The sequence below is a fragment of the Calothrix sp. CBUCES-K 9914 genome (genome assembly GCF_059640475.1).
Window position 1 is genome coordinate 1 of sequence record NZ_JBXXZH010000208.1, and the last position, 17,039, is coordinate 17,039.

The 17,039-nt window shown below is 38.9% G+C and carries 16 protein-coding genes and 1 pseudogene; 11 read left to right on the plus strand and 6 right to left on the minus strand.

The window, feature by feature from the left end; genetic code table 11:
- The 3 genes from AC2JBO_RS33130 to AC2JBO_RS33140 all read left to right on the plus strand — a co-directional run.
- Positions 1-877: DUF4407 domain-containing protein (locus tag AC2JBO_RS33130; protein WP_496957887.1), on the plus strand; the 877-nt coding region annotated here is incomplete at its 5' end.
- Between the two features lie 76 nt (positions 878-953).
- Positions 954-1,457, plus strand: coding sequence for a hypothetical protein (locus AC2JBO_RS33135; RefSeq protein WP_496957888.1), 504 nt, complete (start codon positions 954-956; stop codon positions 1,455-1,457).
- 264 nt (positions 1,458-1,721) lie between these two features.
- Positions 1,722-3,224 (plus strand): hypothetical protein, encoded by a 1,503-nt coding sequence (locus AC2JBO_RS33140; RefSeq protein ID WP_496957889.1) that lies wholly within the window; start codon positions 1,722-1,724, stop codon positions 3,222-3,224.
- Between the two features lie 185 nt (positions 3,225-3,409).
- On the opposite strand, the gene AC2JBO_RS33145 is transcribed toward AC2JBO_RS33140, so the two are convergent.
- The 3 genes from AC2JBO_RS33145 to AC2JBO_RS33155 are packed head-to-tail and all read right to left on the minus strand — an operon-like array spanning position 3,410 to position 4,080.
- Complete coding sequence (locus AC2JBO_RS33145) at positions 3,410-3,604, minus strand: type II toxin-antitoxin system RelE/ParE family toxin (protein ID WP_496957890.1); 195 nt, start codon at positions 3,602-3,604, stop codon at positions 3,410-3,412.
- Between the two features lie 44 nt (positions 3,605-3,648).
- Positions 3,649-3,894, minus strand: coding sequence for a ribbon-helix-helix domain-containing protein (locus AC2JBO_RS33150; RefSeq protein ID WP_496957891.1), 246 nt, complete (start codon positions 3,892-3,894; stop codon positions 3,649-3,651).
- A 51-nt stretch (positions 3,895-3,945) separates the two neighbouring features.
- Positions 3,946-4,080 carry a hypothetical protein gene (locus tag AC2JBO_RS33155; protein ID WP_496957892.1) on the minus strand — a complete coding sequence of 45 codons (135 nt, stop codon included), beginning with the start codon at positions 4,078-4,080 and terminating at the stop codon, positions 3,946-3,948.
- A gap of 79 nt (positions 4,081-4,159) precedes the next feature.
- Between AC2JBO_RS33155 and AC2JBO_RS33160 the strand changes: the two genes are divergently transcribed.
- A complete protein-coding gene (locus AC2JBO_RS33160; RefSeq protein WP_496957893.1) occupies positions 4,160-4,489 on the plus strand; it encodes a DUF433 domain-containing protein in 330 nt (109 codons plus the stop codon).
- Between the two features lie 3 nt (positions 4,490-4,492).
- A complete protein-coding gene (locus AC2JBO_RS33165; protein WP_496957894.1) occupies positions 4,493-4,834 on the plus strand; it encodes a DUF5615 family PIN-like protein in 342 nt (113 codons plus the stop codon).
- A 243-nt stretch (positions 4,835-5,077) separates the two neighbouring features.
- On the opposite strand, the gene AC2JBO_RS33170 is transcribed toward AC2JBO_RS33165, so the two are convergent.
- Positions 5,078-9,013, minus strand: coding sequence for an AAA-like domain-containing protein (locus AC2JBO_RS33170; RefSeq protein ID WP_496957895.1), 3,936 nt, complete (start codon positions 9,011-9,013; stop codon positions 5,078-5,080).
- Positions 9,014-9,198: 185 nt separating this feature from the next.
- On the opposite strand from AC2JBO_RS33170, the gene AC2JBO_RS33175 reads away from it, so the two are divergent.
- The 4 genes from AC2JBO_RS33175 (at position 9,199) to AC2JBO_RS33190 (ending at position 13,827) form a co-directional block, all read left to right on the plus strand.
- Entirely contained in the window at positions 9,199-10,524 is a 1,326-nt protein-coding gene (locus AC2JBO_RS33175) for an AAA-like domain-containing protein (RefSeq protein ID WP_496957896.1), read from the plus strand.
- Between the two features lie 119 nt (positions 10,525-10,643).
- Positions 10,644-11,015, plus strand: coding sequence for a hypothetical protein (locus tag AC2JBO_RS33180; protein WP_496957897.1), 372 nt, complete (start codon positions 10,644-10,646; stop codon positions 11,013-11,015).
- Positions 11,016-11,258: 243 nt separating this feature from the next.
- Complete coding sequence (locus AC2JBO_RS33185; RefSeq protein ID WP_496957898.1) at positions 11,259-12,380, plus strand: S1C family serine protease; 1,122 nt, start codon at positions 11,259-11,261, stop codon at positions 12,378-12,380.
- Positions 12,381-12,594: 214 nt separating this feature from the next.
- On the plus strand, positions 12,595-13,827 hold the full coding sequence (locus AC2JBO_RS33190) for a S1C family serine protease (RefSeq protein WP_496957899.1): 1,233 nt from the start codon (positions 12,595-12,597) through the stop codon (positions 13,825-13,827).
- 232 nt (positions 13,828-14,059) lie between these two features.
- Here the strand turns inward: AC2JBO_RS33190 and AC2JBO_RS33195 are convergent, their stop codons facing one another.
- Both AC2JBO_RS33195 and AC2JBO_RS33200 read right to left on the minus strand, forming a co-directional pair.
- Entirely contained in the window at positions 14,060-14,407 is a 348-nt protein-coding gene (locus AC2JBO_RS33195) for a hypothetical protein (RefSeq protein WP_496957900.1), read from the minus strand.
- Positions 14,395-14,595 (minus strand): hypothetical protein, encoded by a 201-nt coding sequence (locus tag AC2JBO_RS33200; RefSeq protein ID WP_496957901.1) that lies wholly within the window; start codon positions 14,593-14,595, stop codon positions 14,395-14,397. The genes AC2JBO_RS33195 and AC2JBO_RS33200 overlap by 13 nt, the downstream gene beginning before the upstream one ends.
- A gap of 307 nt (positions 14,596-14,902) precedes the next feature.
- Between AC2JBO_RS33200 and AC2JBO_RS33205 the strand changes: the two genes are divergently transcribed.
- Positions 14,903-15,580, plus strand: a complete 678-nt coding sequence (locus AC2JBO_RS33205; RefSeq protein WP_496957902.1) for a hypothetical protein — start codon at positions 14,903-14,905, stop codon at positions 15,578-15,580.
- Between the two features lie 45 nt (positions 15,581-15,625).
- Positions 15,626-16,984: pseudogene (locus AC2JBO_RS33210) on the plus strand (hypothetical protein); the annotation flags it as partial.
- Positions 16,985-17,039 lie beyond the last annotated feature (55 nt).

A 17,039-nucleotide genomic window follows, 5' to 3' on the forward strand; every position in this document is an offset into this window, starting at 1 on the left:
ATTAAAGATATTTGAAACCAACATTCGGGAAGAAATAGTTAAACAGGATGAAGCTAATCTAGAAGCCAAAAATCAGAAGATAGTAGACACAAATAAACAACTGGAAGCCAAATGGGAAAGAGATAGAAGAATTCGAGATAGTTATCTCCAGTCTGTGATTCCAGAAAAAGTGACACAAGCTGAAAAAATCACGCGCGAAATGGAGAAAATTCAGGCGAAAATTAAAAGTAACGAGCTAGAAATCGCACAAAACAGAAATCGTGTTGAGAATCAGCAACCTCAAATAGTCGGTTTGTCAAAGCAACTAGAAATTTTGGAAGAACTTGCAGCTAATAACCCAACTATTGGCAGAATCAGCTTATTTATCACGCTTTTATTCGTGATGATTGAAATTGCACCGATGATGGCAAAGTTGATGTCCAACTACAGTCCATACGATGCGGTTATCGAACACTTTGAGCAAAAGGCGATTTATTACCACAGCCAACATTTATTAGATGCAAAGCAGGGTATCGAAGAACAGCTTGAAAATCGCAAACAAATTCGTAACGCTGTTAAAGAACAATCTCAGCAAAAACTGATTGAACTTCTCACGACTCAAATTTTATTACTGGCAGAAGAGACAGCTAAAAGCCCTGCAATGGCTGCTATTAGGCTGAAGGCTATTACTTATATAGCTGCACAAAGTGAAGAATTATTCATGGAGATAGCTAACCAGATCAAGCCTACTGCTAGTGAAATTGAGTCGGAGCTACAGAAAGCGAAACAGAAAATTATCGAGCAAAAAGCAAATGAAAAGGCTTCTCAAGCAGAAACCGAACGTCAAGTACAAGAATTATTTGACGATTTAAAGAACATTGAAAATTTCTGGGATTAATTATAACCAATAATAGGAGTTCAATATGTCTGAGTACAACGACAAACAAAATAATCTCACAAGAATGTCATCCGATATGCAAGTTTCCAAACCTTCTATCGTGAATGTAGTTGCAGGCTATGCACAAAACCTTGTGGATGCCAAGATTCAAACAAGGAAGAATTTCTTACAAAAACTTTTTCCTGACGCAACACAAAGAGCTATAAAAATGGGCGAATCTCAGTTAATTGAAACTGAATTTGAGTTCCGTAAAAAAGCTTTAGAAATGGTGAGAGAAACTCACACTCAAGCGTTAAGAGAAACTTGCAATCAATATTTAGTGCAAGCAAAGGCTACAGGAAGGGCTGAAACAGCTAAATTGTTGATGCAAAGGGCACAAGAGCTACAGGCAGAAATGGACAGAGTTTTTGATAAGTTCATTGAAGCTGTGGAGAAAAAAACTCTAAGACTAGAAAGCCTTAATAATGCTGTTTTAAGGAGAAAAATGGAGGAACAATTAGAGAAAGAAATTCACGAGTTTATCGAGATGAGAGACCAGCTTATCCGCAAGTTCAACAAAATAGTTGAAGAAGGTGTGTAGTTGATAAAAGTATTTTACCAAACTCTTTTATCTCCCTGGCTTATTGGATAAGTTGGGGAGATTTTTTTGAATGCTAACAAAACTATGCGATCGCTCTCGACTCAAACTCACAGAGGTATGCCTTATCAGTGTAATTACTTAAGTGCTTGAAGTTATTGTGTTGTTAGATTAAAGAATTAGTAAAAACACTCACATTCTGCTTGCCATTTTTTGGTCTATTTGGATACAGTCTTTTTAAAGATATAAAAGCTCTGCATCAAAAAAATGGAACCAACTATACTAAAAAAGGTTTGGAACTTTACTTTGAATATTGTTGCCAGTAGAAAAAGTTTGCAGCTTTCTTCACGTACCAAAATTGCTACTGCTGCCATTGCGACGAGTGCTGCGCTTAACCTAAATCTAGCATTGCCTGCGGCAGGACAAACCTACGGAAAGTTCAGCTATTATGGGACTATTACCAATCCCTACGAAGAGTCCGGAGCAGTGATAATTCCCCCAGGATTTAGTAAGGGATCTTTTTTTAGTGGTGAATTCTACGGTGCTATTACTGATGCAAACCCTGAAATATTTGGAGTCAGGTTAAACTCAGAAATCTTAAATACCAGTTGCTGCCTCTCTCCATTACCCAGTGCTTTCTCGGGAGTTCTGCAAGCAGATTCTAGTAATACATTAATCGGACGTATTTATTTGAAGCTTTCAGATTCTTCCTACCTTGACAATTATCGTCAGCCGATTGTAGGCAAAAGTATAAAGTCATATTTTTCTACAGGTCCCATCGATCCAAATGTAATGGTGGGACAAACACTAGATGCTTTCGTTACACTAGATTCAGTGATTGAACTGTCTGGTAAGCCTCAAAGTCGATTTTCAGTAGAAGATCGAGTTCATTACAAAGAAAATTCGGAAAAGTTAAACCAGCTAGCTGATGTTCTGGGAACCACAGGTCCAAGCGTACCAGGTCAGATAGATCCTCAAACTGTTAGCGGATCTCTACAGTTAGTGGCAGCGATTTTTTCAACTATTCCCATCGTCCCTCTCCCTCCCCCCCTTACCCCCATCCCTGGACCGGTGATTGCTGAGGCTGCGGAAACAGCTGCTATTGCAACTGAAATCTTGGGAGATAGTTTATTACTTGCTTCTAAAGGTACCGAGTTGCTATCTCAAGACCCACCGGATCTGAATTTTACAGAGATTACCCAACCTATTTTTTCTCCTTCCGCACTTTTGCCATTGAAAGTCAATTATTCAGTTAATCAACCTTTAGCTGATTCTTTCAATGCGTTATTAGAAAATCTAACTAAAGCAAATGGAGTTCAAGATGCCCTCATAACATCACTGAATCGAGCAGATGGAGCATTGCTTGCAAATAACTTGTTCTGGGAAAACGAACAGGTACAAGCTGCTAATGCTTTTAGGTTGCGCCTTGGAACATTAGTTGATGCTCAACCTCAATTGTTTATAAATGTTGCGAATGCATATCGCGCTATTCCAGGGTTATCTAGTATCGAAACTTCTGGCAGACCTCAAGGCAATGTCAGATTCCCAGATGTACTCGAAGATCCAGAACTTATTTCATCCCTCAAAATAACCGCCCAGACGCTCAAGCAGGGAGTAATTCAGCCTGGAAATAGCAGTGGTACAACTCCCACACCTGTTCCAGAACCCTCTTTTTTACCGGGAATACTGATGTTTGGAACTGGGGTTACATTGTACAAACTTAAGCGCAGAAGACAACTGAGTCATAAACTACCTAAAACTGATTCGTAATGCGTCCACATCCGAATTATCTTAACTACTTGTTCGGATTCGATTACCTCATATAAGTAACCAGGCGAAATTAATTACACAACGCGATCGCACTCCATTTCAAACCAAAATGCGATCGCACTCCCAAGTAACTAGCAACTTGGGTTAACATATTCTGGTGTTTTCTCGGACATTAGGCTATGTTGCTATGTGTAGATACCAGGTAAAATTTCATCACGCTGTCGTCCAAGGTTAGGAAACTGAGCAATTTTGCCAAATTTATCATCAAGTTTACTTAAAAAAAGCTCAGATTCTACTAAGCCAGATTGTTTAGCAATGTAATCTGCAATTTGCTCAATATCTTTAATTGCCGGTTCTGTAAGGCGAAATTGCTGATTCATGCTTTGTCTGAGACACCGTAGCGCGATTCCTTCGGAAAGCTTCGCTAACGCAGATCGGCTCGAATTTGAGCCATCGCAGTTGACCCATCAACAACTTTACCCTGTTGGGATGCTTCTAACCCAATGCGTGCTTCTTGCTGAAGTTCCTTCAAACGCCCTTGATAGATATCTTCTTGTTGTTCCAGGAGTTTTATACCTGCCAGGATAACATCGATCGCATCTTGATATTTACCGCTAGTCAGTTGGCGTTTTAGCAGGGCTTCTACCTCTGGTGGCAAAAAGATTTGCATAGATTTTTCGCACAGTTGGGAGTCACTTTTATTGTAAACGATAAGCAAAACTTAATGTTTCGGCTCAAAATCCCACAAAGGCGAACGACTTACGACTTGCGTCGGACAAGCTACGTCGCGCAAGCTTCGCATTTTCTCCAAAACAACCAAAACGCGATAACTTCGTTGAGCTTCGCTAACGCTCATCTCAAATTTGCCTTATGTAGCGCGATTTTCCATACCCAAATTGCTACAATGCAGATAATTTCTATTATCCACGATTGCCATGACTCGCCAAGAAATCGAAGAGCAACTTCTTAATCTATCCCTTGCTGATAAAGCAGAGATTATCCAAAGTCTGACCAAAAACCTTAGCACTAGTGGAAGGGGGATTTCTAAAACTCCTGGTGTATGCGGTGGGACAGCTTGTATTGCGGGAACCCGAATTGCTGTTTGGCTTTTAGTGGAAGCACAGCAGCTTGGTATCCATGAAGCTCAACTATTGCAAGACTATCCTCATATTACCGCAGCCGATCTCGTTAATGCTTGGGCTTATGCTGATGCTCATCGTGAAGAAATTGCTGCTACAATTCTTGCCAATAACGAGGTAGCCTAGTCAATGGCACGTCTGTATGCCGATGAGCAATTTCCACGTTTAGTCAGCGAACTGCTGAGGAAAATGGGACATGATATTTTAACAGTGCAGGAAGCTGGCAATGACAACTTAGGTATTCCCGATGAGGAAGTGTTAGCCTTTGCTATTAGAGACAATCGTGCGGTGATAACCCTCAATCGCCAAGATTTTATTCGCTTACATCGTTCTAATTCCGGGCATTTTGGTATGATTGTTTGTACTAACGATACTGATAGAAATCGAATGGCAATTCGTATTAACGAAGCGATCGCATCTCAGGAATCTCTACAAGGTCAGTTAATTCGGGTTGTACGTCCGGCAATTTAAGCTTCTAAAAATTCAATTGCCCTTTTCATATCATGTCCGGGAGCATAACCATAATAAAATCATTGTAGAGATGCGATTAAATAGCGTCTCTACGTTATGGGTTTTATGGGTAATCAACCGGACATGATATCAATGGGCGATCGCACTCCCCCGAAAACCCCTTCAAACCAAATGCGATCGCTCCCTTCAAACCCAAAAGCGATCGCTAATTTTAAGTTGATTTAGATTGCACTCTAAATATCCTTACTTACATACCTTTAACCTTTCCCGCACATCGGGACGAGTCGCAAGGTAATCTTCCAGCCAGTTGCAGCCTCGCACTAGTAAATCATCTAAGTTTTCAACTTTCCATATCTTCGCAGTACCGTCGTTTGATGCAGTAACAATATGCTTTCCATCAGGGCTAAAACTGGCATTATTAACCCCAGCTTGATGTCCTTTGAGGTCAGCAAGTAAATTTCCTTTTATATCCCAAATTTTGACAGTACGATCTGATGATGCAGTAACTACACGATGTCCGTCAGGGCTAAACTCGGCGCTATTGACCTCTGCTTGATGTCCTTTGAGATCAGCAAGCAATTTTCCCTTTATATCCCAAATTTTGGCAGTACCATCCAATGATGCCGTAACTATAAGCTGTCCGTCAGGACTAAAGTTGGCATTTTGGATAGGATATTTATGTCCTTTGAGGTCAGCAAGCAAGTTTTCCTTTATATCCCAGATTTTGGCACTACCGTCTTTATATGTAGTCACAAAATATTTTCCATCACGGCTAAAGCCAAAGCTGAAGCGACTGACTACAGCTTGATTTTTTGCCATGTTTTCAGCGAATAACCTGCCTTTCATATCCCAAACGGCAGTACCGTCTCTAGATGCTGTAATTATATACTGTCCGTCAGGGCTAAATCTAGCTATATCTCCCTTAAACTCAAAAAGCAATTTACCTTGGCTATCCCACACTACACCAGTATCAACTAAACTGGTAACTATGTGCTTTCCATCAGGACTAAAGCTAGCTCGGAAAACTGAGTCTTTATGTCTTAGGTCAGTAAGCAATTTACCTGTCATATCCCAAACTTTAGCAGTATTATCATGAGATGTAGTAACTATATATTTACCGTCAGGACTAAAGTTAGCACTGTATACAATTTTCTGATTTCCTTTGAGATCAAAAAGCCAGTTGCTGCCAGAAAGCAGATTATTTTTGATATTCCATATTTTTGCATCACGACCATCTGATGCTGTAATAATGAGCTGTTCGTCAGGACTAAAGCTAGCACTATTGAGTGTGGCTGGATGTCCTTTCAGGTCAGCAAGTAACTTGCCTTTGCTGTCCCACACTTTAGCAGTGCGATCGCTTGATGCGGTGACAATATACTGTCCGCTAGGACTAAAACTAACACTTGTGATTGAGCCTTGATGTCCCTTGAGGTCAAAAAGCCAGTTACCTTTGCTGTTCCATACTTTGGCTGTTGTGTCACCAGATGTGGTCACAAGGCTCTGTCCGTCAGGGCTAAAGCTGAAACTGAGGATATTATGTTTATACTCTTTTATGTCAAATAGCCAGTTACCTTTGCTATCCCAAAATTTGGCTGTACCGTCCCTAGATACAGTGACGATGCGTTGTCCGTCAGTGCTAAATATCGCGCTATTCAGATAAGGCAGATTTCCTTTGAGGTGAGCAAGCACGTTACCGTTGAGGTTGAATACCTTGACATCAATGTCACCTGATGCCACTAAAATACGTTGTCCATCAGGACTAAAACTGATGCTCCTAGGAAAAAAAGGGTAAAGCTTCTTGAAGTCAGCAAGTAAGTTACCTTTTTCATCCCATAACTTGACATCACCATCAACAGGAGATGCGGTAATGATACGTTTCCCATCAACGCTACAATTGGCACTTCCTATCCTATCCTGGTCTTGAAAATTAACAAGCAAATTACCTTTGCCATCCCATAGTTTTGCGGTGAGATCATCTGATACTGTAAGAATACGATGTTTACCAGGGCAAAAGCTAGCTTTGTTTGGTTGTTCTCCGAGAAGTTGACCCAAAACATCAAGACTTTCAACTATTGTGAGTTGATTCTGCTCATGGATGTTATCAAGAATTGTTTGTAAAGCAAGGATCGGACTTGTGGTAGGATATTTTTCTAAAGGGCGTTCTTTCACTATTTCTTTTAATTTTTGTCCAGCATCCATTGCTATTACTAAAGCCTGTAGTTCTTGAAATTCAAATTGGCGTAACGCGAGAACTCCCTCTTGTTCTAGCTTAGTCCCTTCTTGAGCTTCTTTTTGTTGTTTTAAAGCTTCCCCCCGTGCGATTTGGGCTTGGTTTAATTGATTTTTGGCTGTTATAACTGCCTCTTGCGCTGTTTTCTCTTTTTGTTTTGCAACATCTAGATTTTGCTTTGCAGTGTCTGCATCTTTTTTTGCTTGTTCGGCATTTCGTTTTGCTGCTTGAGCTTGAGTTGTAGCTAGCTCAACATCTTTCTGATTTTTGTTTAACTGCTTTGTAACTATCGTTAGCTTTTCCTCAGCTTCTCGTGATTTATTTTCTGCTTTTACAGCCTTTGCATTAGCAACTAGAAAATTATCTTCTGCTGATTTTGTTTTCTTTTCAGCTTCTTTTTTTTGTTTAATAATCTTTTCCAATTGATACTGTGAAATTCTGAAATTCTTTTCACCTTGCTGATTCTTTTGTACCAGTTGACTATTTTTAAGTACCAGTTGATTATTTTCCATTTTAGTTGTCTCTGATTGCTTTTGTGCTTGCTTTGCCTCCTCCGTTTTATGTAGCGCTTGCTGAGAAGCAAAACCCGCAAATACCAAAGAAATAATTGCCCCAACTACTGTAAAAGATAAAATACGTCTAGCTTGCTTTTTTACATAAGATAAAGCATTTTCTGCTTCCTTTCGCTCTAGCTTCTGACTCGCAGCTAAATATCTAGAATCCTGATTACTCAAACTTTTCCCATCTGCCCAAATCAAAGCATCCTGCAATGCTTGTCCGCGCAGTAACCGCGACTCATCTTGATAATTACTTTCAACCCAAACATTAAAACTTTCTGAATAAGGACGTAGTTTACCTAACTCTTTCTCAACCCAATTTAAATTAAAAACAGACGCATAAATTTGGTTATAAACCTGTAATTTATCCTGCTGTTTCACCACTAAACCAGTCAGCCGAAATCTCATTTGCTCCAGACTCTCATCAGCTGCAATCTCCCTCGCAAGTAATATTTGCTGATACCAACCCAAAAAACGCCCAGCGACCTGCTCACCTAACAGCATCCTATTCCGTATTGTTTTTAAATGCTCCGGCTCATCATAAGATTCCCAATTTTCAATAATTTGACTTCTAATAATATGCGGTAGCGGGGAGTGGGGAGTAGGATGTGAGTGAATTTCTTGAAGAATTAGTTGGCAAACCTTCTGCGTTAAAAATGGCTGTCCCCCCGTCCAAGCTAACACCTCTCGCATCAAAGCTAGAGGATTTTCAACCTTTCCCTCAAATCCTTTGGCTAAAGGTTCAATTTCACTCTCTTTAAACCCATCAAGTTGAATTGCTCTACCAATATTAAACGGTGTTCTCCTTTTGTCGGCAATTAAATCTGATGGTGTTGCTACCCCAACCAAAGCAAACGCTAGTCGTTGATATTCTTGGTTAAAATTACGTTTTTCGTAACAGCTTCTAATTAAAGCGAAAAAATCATCTGTTGAAAAGCCTAAACTCAAAATACTATCAATTTCATCAATAAATATAATAATCTTACTTGGGATAGATGCTAATAAAACAGTTTGGATAAATTCCTCTAATCTCTGTACGGGAGCAATTTCTTCCCTTTCTCGCCACCAATGACGCAGAAATTCTGACGCATTCCCAAGATTAAAATTTGTTACTAGCTTGTAAATTATTCCTGCATACCACTGTTCCAACCTAATATCCCTACTGCCTCCCACAGAGACATCAAGGTAAGCACACGCAAAACCTTCTGCTTCTAGTTTTTCCCTGGTGCGAACTATCAAGCTGGTTTTACCCATTTGCCGAGAGTTAAAAACATAACAAAACTCTCCTGCTTTTAACCCGTGGTAAAAGTCAGAATCCGCTTGCCTGACAACGTAACTGGGAGCATTTTCCCCTAAACTACCACCTACTTTATACTCGTAATTCATTGTCATAATTAATTCACTGTATTGATGTAATACTTAATGCAATACGTCAATTGACATACCCACTTTCATCAAAACATGATCGGATTCGAGTTAAACCATAAGAAATTTGAGTTACCTTCGACTTGTAATTTACTTTACCGAATAAGTACCTATCCTGTAAACTAAGTTTTGTAGCGTTTTGCAAATTACCTATGGCACGCTCAGTTACCCTGCGGGAAGATCGCCAAAAAAAAGTCCAAGACCGTCTGTATGGGATATTTTACAGCCAGCAGGATTTTGCAGAAGATTTAGGAATTTCTTCAGCAACTGTGAGTAATTTTATTAATCTTAAACCAGTTGACCGAAAGTATTTTATTCAGATTTGTGAAAAATTGAGTCTAGATTGGCGAGAATATGCAACTCACCCCGAACGAGCAGTTCCAAAGGAAAATGGTAAATCTGAAGAACATACTAAATCAACATCCGATGAAACAATTGATACAATAAATCCCCCATCTTCCGCTACCCTGGAATATCCAGAGGGACAGTTGCAAGTAAATTCTTGCTTCTATATCGAACGTCCACCAATTGAACAGCGCTGTTACGAGGAAATTAGTAAACTTGGTTCTCTTATTAGGATTAAAGCACCCAGACAAATGGGTAAATCTTCGCTGCTGGCAAGGATTCTGCATTTCTCAGAACAACAGGGAGACGAGACTGTATATTTGAGTTTACAGGTGGCAGAGCAACAGTGTTTTAACAATATTGATACATTTTTAAAGTGGTTTTGTGTCAGCGTCACCAGAGCTTTAAACTTAAATCTTGAAGAAGTACGAAAACACTGGGATTTAGCTGAAATCATGGGTAGAAACCTATGTTGTCAAGATTATTTTGAACGATACCTGCTCCCAGAAATCAACAAACCCATCACTTTGGGTTTAGATGAAGTTGATAGAGTATTTGAATACCCAGAAATTTCTGGAGATTTTTTTGGTTTACTGCGTGTACTCCACGAAGAAGGCAAACAACGCGCGATTTGGAAACAACTGCGGTTGGTAATTGTTCACTCCACGGAAGTTTATGTACCAATAAACTTAAATCAATCGCCTTTTAACGTTGGTTTACCTGTAGATTTACCGGAATTTACACTAGAGCAAGTAAAAAATTCTGCACAACTTTACCAACTTAACTGGAGCGATAAGGAAGTCCTGCAACTAATGGAAATGGTAGGAGGACATCCGTTTTTAGTTCGACTTGCGCTGTATCATGTTGCCCGTGAGGATATAACCTTGACTCAACTTTTACAAACAGCACCCACTACAACAGGAATATACAGCAACTACTTACGGCGCCTAGAGTCAATTTTGGCACAATATCCTGAATTAGAAGCAGGGATGCAAGAGGTGATTACAGCTACACAAGAGACGCAATTAGATAAAAAGACTCGCTCGAAATTAAATGCTTTGGGGTTAGTAAAAATTCAAGGTGCAAATGTGGCGCCAAGCTGTAAGTTATATCGGCAATATTTCTCGAAATAACTCGAAATAAGTCGTAGGCAAATAAAATCATACACAAATATCTCAAGGTCGATCTCAAATAGCAAGGGTGTTTGATGGAGTCATCGAGTTCACAAAACAATTTGCTCGGAGATGATCTCATGAAATACAGCACTGGTTCCAAAATACCTTCTTTAGCAGCAGATGGTTCCCACAATACGTGGAGTCCGAAAGCGGTCGCCAGCTCACTGTTAGCAAGTTTTTTTGTACTACTAAGTCTTGTTTGTCTTAACCCTCACAGGGCAACTGCTCAAGTGTCTGCTAGAGCAAAAATCCAGCAGTTGTACATACTAAGACAACAAAATGTTTCTATGTACAAATATCACAATACCATCTGTAAAGGTGGTAGTGCAACGTATGGACCCGCTTATCAGTCCTCCTGCCAAATCTTACCAGTCTATAGATACTATATAAATCAACTCAACATTATATTGTTGCAATACGGTATCCCAGGTGTTAATCCTGATGCCTGATACCTTTTTACTGTAGTTTAGACTTGCTTGTAGCTGATAAATGCTAGTAAACAAATATTTATGATTACATACCTGGCTTACCAAATAAACCAGGTATATTTATTTGGGAAAAGAACTGATATTATCCACCTTACAACTGTAAGTCACATCTGCAATATTCCAAAAATTTCTCAAAATAAGTCGTAGACAAGTAAAATCGTACACAAATATCTCCAGCCTCAAATTCATTAGCGTTGTTGTTTGATGGAATCATCGAATTCAAGGAACGACGCGATGTTACCACAAGTCAGCAAAAACCTACAAGCTTTACTAGTTACCTCCGCTTTATTTACGACTTTACTCCCCATAACTCCTGCAAATTCTCAAGTTTCAACAAATGTACAACACCCATTACAGATAAATTCTACTCAATCAGAAAAAATGTCAGCAAGCAACTTGCTAGCTGAAAACACAAAACCATCAGTAGTTCGGGTTGTTTTGGGGTGCAAAGTCAAAGCGTACTTACCGAAAAATGGTAAAATATATGACTTGAAAACAATTATTGGTCATGGTTCAGGCTTTTTCGTCAACCCTAATGGTTATATCGTGACTAATGCTCATGTCACAAATTTAACCGCAGAAGAATGCAAACAATACTTAAGAGAAGAACTGGCAAGTAAATTATCAGAAGATGGTGAGAATTTAGATAATGTAGAGCAACAGTTAAAATGGATTGAAGCGAAACCAATCTACCTTGTAAATTTACCACATGGAGAATCGCTTCCTTTCCAAATAATTAATTCAGGTGACTCTTTTGATAAAGGTAAAGATGTTTCGATTATTAAAATTAATGTGCGTAATGCTCCTATCCTTAAGCTAGCTGATTCTGAAAAAGTGCAACTTTTGGATAAAGTAACGGTGGTTGGATACCCCGGTTTAGTCGAGATGCCAAACATATTTGACTCTAAATCACTTGATGAAGCAACCTTTACCAGTGGTGAAGTATCCGCAAAGAAACACCTACTAGATAACATACCTGTTATTCAAATTAGCGCACCTGCTGCTCCTGGCAACTCAGGTGGGCCAGTACTCAACGAACGAGGTGAAGTTATTGGTATAGTAACTTTTGGTGCAATTAACAGTAATAATTACGTCTTCTTATTTACAAGCAATACTGTAAAAGAGTTTCTGAGAAAAGAAGGTATTGCCAACGAAGAAGGGTTAATCAACCAAAAATACCGGGAAGCACTGTTACTTTATAATCAAGGAAAATACACGCAAGCATTACAAAAATTTCAACTAGTAAAACAGCTTTTTCCCTTTCACTCCGAGGTAGATAAATTTATTCAGCACAGTGAAAATGTAATAGCTGCAAATCAGAGTTGATAAATGCTAATAGCCAAATATTTTATTATAATAAACCTGGTTTACCAAATAAACCAGGTATCTTTATGTATGAACAAGAGTAAAATTTGACAATTTCTTCTTGCGGGAGCGACTGTTGTATCGGCAAGATTACAAAAATTTCTCGAAAGAAGTCGTAGGTAAGTAAAATCTACACAAATAACTTTTATAGTATCTTCAATAGTGGTGGTGTTTGATGGAATTATCGAATTCAACAAACACTCATATGCTACACAACATCAACAAAACCAATAAAAAATTCTTTGCTCTTTTTGCTTCTTCTTTACTCGCAGTACATCTTTTAACTGCTTGCGGTTCCGAAAAAACAGATACGAATGATGACCCGAACGATAAAGTTGCAATTACACAACCAAACTCTGGTAAACCTCGTCAAAACGATAGTAACCCTACTCAGCTAAATCGTCCGCTCTCCACTCAAAACCCAGTATCCTTAGCTGATTATACCAAACCTGCCGTAGTTCAAATTGCTAGCGGTTGCACAGCCAAAGTTCGTTTTAACTACAACGATCAAAGTAAAGTTTACGATGTTTCTGCTGGTGGAATGGGTTCTGGCTTTTTTGTCAACTCTAACGGTTACATTGTTACAAATGTTCACGTAGTTGAAGCAAGCAAAAATTTTGAAGAATGCAAAAAAGCATTGTTTCAAAACTATGTTGAGCAAATTGCTCAAGATTTGGGTGTAAATTCCAGCGAACTGTTAAGCAATCCTGAAGCTCTTCAAAAAATTGACAATAGCTCTGAATTTCTTGAAGAAATTAAGCGAATTAACGGTGTAATTTTACCCAACGGTGATACTTTACCTTTTGAAATTAAAGTATCGGGCGCCCCCGCTGGTCAAGGTAAAGATGTGGCTGTAATTAAGACCGAAATCAAAAACGCACCTGTATTAAAGCTAGCAGATTCCGAGCAAGTGCAAATCCAAGATAAAATCGTCGCAATGGGATATCCAGGAATCAATCCTGACATCTTAGACAAAAAATCCTTTGCAGAAGCAACCATTACCAGCGGCGAAATTTCTGCCAAAAAACAATTAGATGATGGTTCACCTGTTTTCCAAATCAGTGCCTCCGTAACACATGGTAACTCAGGTGGTCCCATTCTCAACGAAAAAGGCGAAGTAATTGGTATGACCACCTTTGGTGGGAACCCAGTCAACGGTCAAGAAGTATCTGGCTTTGCCTTTGCGTTCACCAGCAACACAATTATGGAATTTGTACGCCAAGCTGGTGTGGGTAACGAAAAAGGAGCAGTTGATGAATTGTACCGCGAAGGATTGCAACTTTATAGCCAAGGTGCATACACCCAAGCAATTGAGAAATTTGAAACTGTCAAGCGATTATTCCCACAACATTCGCAAGTAGATAAGCTTATTCAAGAATGCCAAGCAAAAATCGTTGCGGCTAAGTAGGAAGGCTAGTACAAGTGGTATCTCTTAATTGTATTTGTAAGCTGAAACTCCTGATAATTAAGGATTTCGGCTTTTTGATTTTTTCGAGTGCGTACAAAAAATCTTTTCTAGTGCGGCACCCTCTAAACGTCAATCCTTTCTAGAACTTTTTCTAAAGAAAGAGTATTAGTATCATTGAAGCTATTTTGCATTACAAAAGGTAATACAAATTTTGACAAAACTGTGCGTTTATCTAGTGCCCAATTGCTTGCCTGCGGGAATAAATTTCTTCTAGAAGTAAATCCCGCAATTCGTTGGCAATATCATCAGGGGGATTACCTGCAAGCGCGCGTCCTATTAACTTTTCTGCCTCTCGTAATTCTAAACATTCTATGGCAAGGGTTGCGGCACTGCAATGAAGAACCGATCTAGTGGGTTCAAGGTCGAATAAGTTTGCTACTAGGTCTGCGGCAGATCGCTCTTGAGAAAAAGCAGCTTTCGTTAACTTCAAAGCGACGGTGGTATCACCCCTTTGACGAGCTAAAAAAGCTTGGTCAACAAGCTCCATTGCTTTTCGATGAAGAATTTCTACGTCTTGCATTTTTCAACTACACGGGTATATGGTGTGCCAAATTCGACGACGCAGACGTAGCCAGGAGACAAAGTACCCGAAGGGCTAATCTGTTCTAGTTTTATTTTAACTCTAGATTCAATAATGCTTTGAGAACCTTTACGAATACCAGACACTTCACTCGCGAGCTTTTCTTTGAAATAAAGTATTTGGGTCATCAATTGAACCTAACCAAAAGTCAAAGCCAAAACTTTTACCTTTAATAGAGCGCTCACAATATTCATATAGGACTTGTGTACGTATAACTGCTTTGCACTATTAACTCCTGAATAGATTCGTAAATTTTGATTTATATAGAAGTAGAGCGTAATAATTTACCTACCGAGGCATTTATTACTTGGCGCCAGTTGATGCAGTAAATTTACTTAAACTTAAAGTGTATTGAAAAGATAATTTTTCAGTACTTTCCCAACCGTTGAAAAAATTATTAAAAATTATACTGGTGCTTGGTATATATATATAGTTATGGCACCAGCAAAAATCGCTTTAAAAACGACAGAGAATCAAGTTAAAACTCGCCTTTTACTGAGTTTGTGGGATTTAGGAGGCGCCACACGGGAAGTGAAGCGCGGCGAATTGACCAAACGAATTGTTTCCAGGGGTAAAAAAGTTTCAGATTATCAAGAAGTAATTACCCAGTTAGAGAAGGAAGGCGCGCTAGTAATTTCTAAAAATGGCTATTCATTAGTGGCGCCGAAGGGTTTGGAAGCATTGAACGAAGGATTGAAAAGTTCTGCTCTCAAGTTTGAAGGCAATATTGTAGGAACTTGGGCTGCGAATGCATTGCTAAAGTGGATAAGTGAAAGTGGCAGGGCACCAGTTGTAACATCTATATCTGTAAATGGGAATGGCAAGAACAGCGATATTAAATCTTATGACGAGTTCAAAAAAGTAGCTCTAGATGTATACGAACAACTCAACCGCGATTACAACCTCAATCATTTAGTGCCAATTTATCGAATTCGTAGAACAATAGGCGAAAGAGTTAGCCGTTTTGATTTTAATGAGTGGTTAATAGAAATGCAAGCTGATGATATTTGGCAACTACAGGGCGGAAGTGTTGAGGATAGCGCTCCAGACAAAATTGAGGATTCTGTTACAACAGAACTAGATGGCTTACGCTGCTACGCCAGAAAGCTATAACCTTAAAAGTAATTTGATGTTTGACTTATTTACTCCATATACGTTATAGCTATGAATACATTTACCATTGATGAACTAATTAAAAGTAAAAATCCATTTGCTGGGCATATCGTTGTTAGACCTCAACAAATATGGGGTAAAGGCTTTCCTGATGTTCCTTCAATACATGCTCACGCTTCAAATGCAGTCTTTGATGCGGTTAAAAAAGTTAAACAAGGACAGCGTGAGACTGTTGGTATTACTATTGAAGCTGAAAGAGGGTTGGGTAAGAGCCACATAATCAGTCGAATCCGTCACGGTCTGCAAAGCGATGGTACAGCGTTATTTGTATATATGAGCAAGTATGACAACTTGAATCATATTAAATATGAATTTTGTCAAACAATAGCTTCTAGTCTTAGAGCTTATGGTAAAAATAATGTAATGCAGTGGCAGGAAATAGCAGCTGCTTTACTGAATGAAGCAAGAGGTTGGAATTATACAGCAGAGCAGTACATTAAGCAAATTTATCCAACTTGGTTAAATAAATATTGGACTTCGGTAATTAATAACATAACCGAAGCGGTTCTCAAAATTAAACCACATGTTATCAATCCTTATATAATCAGAGCAATTTTGTGGACATTATCTTCTGTTCATGCTACTTATGCGGTTTACTGGTTATCTGGATTAGAAATAACACAACAGCAGGCAGATATATTGGGGCTTCCTAATCCTAAATCAACTGATAGAGAAGCTGACGCATTAAGTATGGCACGTCAGATTCTAGATATTGTTAGTGATTATAAAATACCAGTAATTTGCTTTGATGAATTAGACGCTATAGATGTTGATGATAATGGCTTTTTAACAGCGCAACTAGTTGCTAACTTAGTTAAAGACTTATATAACTCTCTTAAAAAGGGAGTTTTTCTACTTACTATGTACCCTGATACTTGGGAAGCGCAAATTAATACTTTACCCCAGGCTACCGCAATCATTGATAGAATAGTTAGCGAACAGCCAGATAGGCGACCTGTTAAACTTAATCATCTTAATTCGGATGATGTAGTTTTGATTGTGCAGCAATGGTTAAAAGATTTTTATGAAGAAAACAAAGTAGTTCCAACTCATCCGCTATATCCTTTTAAAGAAGATAAACTAAGAGAAATAGGAAGGAGAAATAAACCTACTGTTAGGTCTATTTTAAAGTGGTGTGCTGAGAATTTTACTATAACTACTGTAACTCATCCTGTCGAGGCGCCTTTCCAAAATAAGTTAAAAAATGTTGAAGCTGATATTAACTCTTTAATGGAAAATGAAGCGACTATTGCTAATGCACTACGTCTTGCCTTCCATAGTTTGATTGGGGAAACATTAGAGGGAGTTCAAATTGAAGCCGTTGAGAATGTGGAAGCTAGTGCAGGCTGGCAAAAATAACTTACCAGCTTCCACATTAAAATAACACCGTGGTAAATAC

Coding starts and splice junctions, on each gene's coding strand:
- AC2JBO_RS33135 (WP_496957888.1), top strand. CDS start 954: ATGCAAGTTTCCAAACCTTCTATCGTGAATGTAGTTGCAGGCTATGCA.
- AC2JBO_RS33140 (WP_496957889.1), top strand. CDS start 1,722: ATGGAACCAACTATACTAAAAAAGGTTTGGAACTTTACTTTGAATATT.
- AC2JBO_RS33145 (WP_496957890.1), bottom strand. CDS start 3,604: ATGAATCAGCAATTTCGCCTTACAGAACCGGCAATTAAAGATATTGAG.
- AC2JBO_RS33150 (WP_496957891.1), bottom strand. CDS start 3,894: ATGCAAATCTTTTTGCCACCAGAGGTAGAAGCCCTGCTAAAACGCCAA.
- AC2JBO_RS33155 (WP_496957892.1), bottom strand. CDS start 4,080: ATGAGCGTTAGCGAAGCTCAACGAAGTTATCGCGTTTTGGTTGTTTTG.
- AC2JBO_RS33160 (WP_496957893.1), top strand. CDS start 4,160: ATGACTCGCCAAGAAATCGAAGAGCAACTTCTTAATCTATCCCTTGCT.
- AC2JBO_RS33165 (WP_496957894.1), top strand. CDS start 4,493: ATGGCACGTCTGTATGCCGATGAGCAATTTCCACGTTTAGTCAGCGAA.
- AC2JBO_RS33170 (WP_496957895.1), bottom strand. CDS start 9,013: ATGACAATGAATTACGAGTATAAAGTAGGTGGTAGTTTAGGGGAAAAT.
- AC2JBO_RS33175 (WP_496957896.1), top strand. CDS start 9,199: ATGGCACGCTCAGTTACCCTGCGGGAAGATCGCCAAAAAAAAGTCCAA.
- AC2JBO_RS33180 (WP_496957897.1), top strand. CDS start 10,644: ATGAAATACAGCACTGGTTCCAAAATACCTTCTTTAGCAGCAGATGGT.
- AC2JBO_RS33185 (WP_496957898.1), top strand. CDS start 11,259: ATGGAATCATCGAATTCAAGGAACGACGCGATGTTACCACAAGTCAGC.
- AC2JBO_RS33190 (WP_496957899.1), top strand. CDS start 12,595: ATGGAATTATCGAATTCAACAAACACTCATATGCTACACAACATCAAC.
- AC2JBO_RS33195 (WP_496957900.1), bottom strand. CDS start 14,407: ATGCAAGACGTAGAAATTCTTCATCGAAAAGCAATGGAGCTTGTTGAC.
- AC2JBO_RS33200 (WP_496957901.1), bottom strand. CDS start 14,595: ATGACCCAAATACTTTATTTCAAAGAAAAGCTCGCGAGTGAAGTGTCT.
- AC2JBO_RS33205 (WP_496957902.1), top strand. CDS start 14,903: ATGGCACCAGCAAAAATCGCTTTAAAAACGACAGAGAATCAAGTTAAA.